The 4,682-nt window shown below is 49.4% G+C and carries 4 protein-coding genes; 1 reads left to right on the top strand and 3 read right to left on the bottom strand.

Annotated elements, in window-relative coordinates; translation table 11 throughout:
- Window positions 1-124 precede the first annotated feature (124 nt).
- Together fabA and ACTBDZ_RS15225 are read right to left on the bottom strand one after the other, a co-directional pair.
- The gene (gene fabA / locus ACTBDZ_RS15220) at window positions 125-643 is read right to left on the bottom strand and encodes a bifunctional 3-hydroxydecanoyl-ACP dehydratase/trans-2-decenoyl-ACP isomerase (protein ID WP_438815936.1); all 519 of its coding nucleotides are present in this window, start codon (window positions 641-643) and stop codon (window positions 125-127) included.
- A 90-nt stretch (window positions 644-733) separates the two neighbouring features.
- Window positions 734-2,461, bottom strand: a complete 1,728-nt coding sequence (locus tag ACTBDZ_RS15225; RefSeq protein WP_438815937.1) for an AAA family ATPase — start codon at window positions 2,459-2,461, stop codon at window positions 734-736.
- A 213-nt stretch (window positions 2,462-2,674) separates the two neighbouring features.
- On the opposite strand from ACTBDZ_RS15225, the gene matP reads away from it, so the two are divergent.
- Window positions 2,675-3,148, top strand: coding sequence for a macrodomain Ter protein MatP (gene matP / locus ACTBDZ_RS15230; protein WP_438815938.1), 474 nt, complete (start codon window positions 2,675-2,677; stop codon window positions 3,146-3,148).
- Window positions 3,149-3,236: 88 nt separating this feature from the next.
- Here matP and ompA read toward each other — a convergent pair whose 3' ends face one another.
- A complete protein-coding gene (ompA, locus tag ACTBDZ_RS15235; protein WP_438815939.1) occupies window positions 3,237-4,289 on the bottom strand; it encodes a porin OmpA in 1,053 nt (350 codons plus the stop codon).
- Window positions 4,290-4,682 lie beyond the last annotated feature (393 nt).

Below are 4,682 nucleotides of genomic sequence, written 5' to 3' on the forward strand. Positions count from 1 at the left end.
GGATTGTTAGTATGAATCATGAGAGTTACCTCGTGTTTTGTATAAGGATTGGACACCCATATCAAAACCGGTAACTCTCAACCTTGCAAGGTCCAGTGTCAGATCAAGTCGCGACTAATACAGATTAGAACGAGGTGGTATCTTTGAACAGGCCCACTTTTAATTCGTCAGCGGTATAGATCTGCTTTCCATCAACCAACACTTCCCCATCGGCAATTCCCATCACCAAACGGCGATTGATAACGCGCTTGAAGTGAATACGGTAGGTGACTTTTTTAGCCGTTGGCAATACCTGACCGGTGAATTTCACTTCACCTACACCCAGCGCACGGCCTTTACCTTCACCGCCCAACCAGCCCAGATAGAATCCAACCAACTGCCACATGGCATCCAATCCCAGGCAGCCTGGCATCACTGGATCGCCGATAAAGTGGCAACCAAAGAACCACAGGTCAGGCGTAATATCCAATTCGGCTTCGACGTAGCCTTTGCCATGATTACCGCCGTCTTCCGTCATTTTGACGACACGGTCCATCATCAACATGTTCGGGGCAGGCAACTGTGGGCCTTGAGGGCCGAACAGTTCACCGCGGCTAGAGGCAAGAAGGTCTTCTTTCGTATAAGATTCGCGTTTATCTACCATATTCTCAGTAAGCCTTATTCTAGTGAAGCACGCAGGTTAGCTTACACCTGTAAGCTGAGCAACCCAGAAACACCTGGTTAAACCAGTTTCTCACCGAAAAAACCACGGGAAGCGGCGTCGCTCCGGCGGTGAGAATTGCGCAATACGTTCTTTGATCAAGCCCAACAGATTCGGCTGTTGTTCATCGTCATAGAGCATATTGGTTAATAACGTGATGGCTTCCGGCACCGTTTCCACTGGAATGATATGGAATTGTCCGGCTCGAACGGCCTCAACCACATCAGCATTCAGACTCAAGTGACGAAGATTGGCCGCTGGAATAATGACACCCTGATTGCCAGTGAGTTCTCGTCGCTGACAAATTTCAAAGAAGCCTTCAATCTTCTCATTGACGCCGCCAATGGGCTGCACGCGGCCAAACTGATCGACCGAGCCGGTGATCGCGAGTTGCTGATTAATCGGTTGCAGCGATAAGGCACTGATTAATGCGCACAGTTCTGCCAGCGACGCACTGTCACCATCAACTTCACCGTAGGACTGCTCAAACACCAGCGATGCAGAGAAGGGCAACTGTTGTTCCAGCTCCAGTTCGGAAATCAGAAATGCCTGCATGATCATCATGCCCTTGGCGTGTAAATTACCTGCCAGTTCTGCTTTGCGATCGACATCGGTAAATTCGCCATCGCCAGGGTGAACCACACAGCTAATGCGAGTGGACTCACCAAATGCCACCGGATGACCAGGATATTCGAGTACCGAGAGTCCGTTAATTTGCCCAACGACTTCGCCCTCAGTTTCTATCACTATCTGTCCCAGCTCAATTTCGTCATGCATACGCTCTGCCAGATAGCCTTCTCGCCAGCGTTGGGCGGCGATCGCCTCTGTGATGGTTTGAGCGGTGATATGCGCTTCCTGAGCGTAAATGGCAATGTGCTTGAGCTGATGCGTAAGCCATTGCGGACAAAGCGGCAGGCTGCCCTGATCGCCACTGTAACGTACAGCTAATTGCAGCAATGAAGGCCAGGCATCTGCCGCGAGCAAGGGGAGATGATTGGCGGTACATAATGCATTGATGTATGCACACCAACGCGACATATCATCTTCGTCAATCAGCGGCAATTCGGATTCAAATTCACCGTAAACGGCCAGGTCACGCAGGTCGGGTTCAATATCGTGTAGATCGCCAAGGCTTTCGCGATCGCCGACCACGATCAGCCGAATGTTCATGGGCATCGGCGGAATGGCGAGAGGTAAAGGACGCCTTTCATCAGGTGAAAGCCAATGATATTGGCCTTCTGCGATAATTTGTTTCAGGCGTAACCACAGTAATGGCTGTGCTAACAAGGTGCGTGCGGTCAGGATCAACGTGCCGCCATTGATACGGTGTAATAAGCCGGGTTGCAGGCTGATGCGTTCCTGAAAATAACGGACACAGCCGAATAGCTGTTCTGCTTCGATCCATGCCTGGAATTCACATGCCTGCTGGGCCGCGAAATTATCGTCAAGTTGCTGCGCCGGTTGAATCTCAACCCGATCGTGCTCAATACAATAATGGCTACCGCGAGGCGCTGAAATCGGTGGGCACAGATGCCTTACCGCCCCTGTAATAAGTGCGAGGTAATCATGGGTCTCTTCTGCCTTCACCAACATATAGGGCGACGGTGAGCGCGGATGGCAAAATACCTTCAGGCTATCCGCCAGTCGGGGCTGAAGCGCAGCAAAATCCAGCGATTCAAGCTTGTCTGCCCGATCGAACAGAGACTGGTAAGGCGTATGGTCGGGCAGCAGATGCTGCCATGCAAGTTGGTTACTGGTCAAAGTATCAAAGGTAGTTGTCTGAATGAAGAGCTTGATTATACAAGAATAATACCTGCTGCACAGACGAAGTGTTGGAACGTTATGGAAATAGATAATTGATGTGTGATGACGCCACCTCTTGACGTTGATGGCAAAAACGCGAGCCCTGAGAGGAAAGTTGACTAAAAACTGTTATGCTAAGGTAAGCGTTACACGGTCACTGAAGAATTTATCATGAAATATCAACAGTTAGAGAATCTTGAGTGCGGTTGGAAATGGAAATACCTGGTGAAAAAACACCGGGAAGGTGAAGCCATCACGCGCTTCATTGAGCAAAGTGCGGCTGATGATGCGGTAGACGCGTTGCTAAAAATGGCGAACCAACCGGTGCTGGTGCTTGCCTGGATTAAACAGTGCATGAACCCTGCGTTGGAAAATCGTCTCAAGCAAACGATACGCGCACGCCGCAAGCGCCATTTCAATGCCGAAAGCCAGCTCACGCGCAAAAAATCTATCGATCTTGAATATCTGGTTTGGCAACGGCTGGCGTCATTGGCAACCCGTCGTAATGCGACGCTGTCAGAAACCGTAGTACAATTGATTGAAGATGCTGAGTCAAAAGAGCGTTATGCGAATCAAATGTCATTGCTAAAACAGGATCTGAAAGCGATCTTGTCTCAAGACGACAGCGACATAAAAAACAGCTGATCAAAAAAACTGTTCAAAAAGGAAGTAAAAAAAAACCTCGCAATTGCGAGGTTTTTTATCAGTATAAGGTTATTCAGAAACGAGTAACTTAAGCCTGAGGCTGAGAAACGACGTCTTTGATGCCTTTAACTTCGATCTCAACGCGACGATCCGGTGCCAGGCAGTCGATCAGCGCTGCACGCGGTTTCGTGTTATCGCAGGTAGAGCCGGTAACCGGGTTGGATTTACCCATGCCACGCGCAGAAATCTTGTTAGCCGGGATACCCTTGGATACCAGGTAAGATACGACGTTCTGAGCACGACGTTCTGACAGCGCCTGGTTAGCTTCTACAGAACCGATGCGGTCAGTGAAGCCCAGAACAACAACAGAACCGTCTTTAGGATCCAGATTGCTCAGTTGGCTGTACAGTTGGTCCAGAGACTGACGACCTTCTGGTTTCAGGGTGTCTTTACCGAAGTTGAACAGAACGTCAGAACGCAGTGTGAAACGCTTGGTTTCTACAACAGGTGCTGGTGCTGCAACAGGTGCCGGAGCATCACCCTGACCGAAACGGTAGGAAACGCCAACGCTCATCAGCAGGTTATCCGGACGTGCACCAACGGTGCCAGCATCGCCAATGTTGTTGGTCCACTGGTAGTCAATGCGTGCAGCCCAGTCACGATCGAAAGCGTATTCGATACCAACAGCAGCCAGTGGAGATACGCCAGTGTCGCTGTCGCTCAACTGAGTATTGCCATTTTTGCCGTTTGCATCAACGCGCCATACCATGCCGCCCAGACGAGTATAAACGTCCAGATCTTGCATTACCGGGTAGCTTAATTTCGCGGCCAACTGAACGCCCTGAGCTTTGAAAGCGGCACTGTCAGTTGCACTGTTCTGAGAGCCTGCATATTTCAAACGGCCCAGCCAGTCATAACCTAATTCAAAGTCCAGATATTGGTTTGCCTGATAGCCGACGAATGCGCCTGCGCCCAGTTTGCTTTTGATCGGGTTATTGTTGATACCGTCGAAACCGGTGTCGTGGAACTGGGAAGCCCCTAGTTTACCGCCAACGTACCAGGTTTCTTCTTTGGGGGCTGCTTGTGCTACTGTAGCAAAGCCAGCCAGTGCCACTGCAATTGCGATAGCTGTTTTTTTCATTTTACGCCTCATTATCATCCAAACCGGCAATCAGCATTAATGCCAATAGGCCTTTGGTTAAATCCTTGACTGAAGCCACTGCTCTTAATTTATAATTACTGCCAGCCAACTGGCATTATGCAAAAAGCAACTCCAGCGCGTTAAAGTCTACAACGTGATACGAAAGTTACAAGTACGATATGATCTGCCTTGTAGAAAAAACAGCGTTTCATACATACTTCCTAACAAATAATAGTTTATTTTGGCGAATCGCAACGTTTATCCGTAATGGGGCTTTGTTGAATAAATCAGAACTTGTAACGACTGTGCCCCATCGGGTCGATTGTTACGTGATGCGAATACTGTTCGGCATTCCTAATAGCGTGATCCGGTTAAGCGCTTTGACCATCGCCA

Source organism: Symbiopectobacterium sp. (genome assembly GCF_051710365.1).
Lineage (GTDB): Bacteria > Pseudomonadota > Gammaproteobacteria > Enterobacterales > Enterobacteriaceae > Symbiopectobacterium.

Bases quoted from the DNA above. Each gene is read 5' to 3' on its own strand.
- matP (WP_438815938.1), top strand. From the start codon at position 2,675: ATGAAATATCAACAGTTAGAGAATCTTGAGTGCGGTTGGAAATGGAAA.
- fabA (WP_438815936.1), bottom strand. From the start codon at position 643: ATGGTAGATAAACGCGAATCTTATACGAAAGAAGACCTTCTTGCCTCT.
- ompA (WP_438815939.1), bottom strand. From the start codon at position 4,289: ATGAAAAAAACAGCTATCGCAATTGCAGTGGCACTGGCTGGCTTTGCT.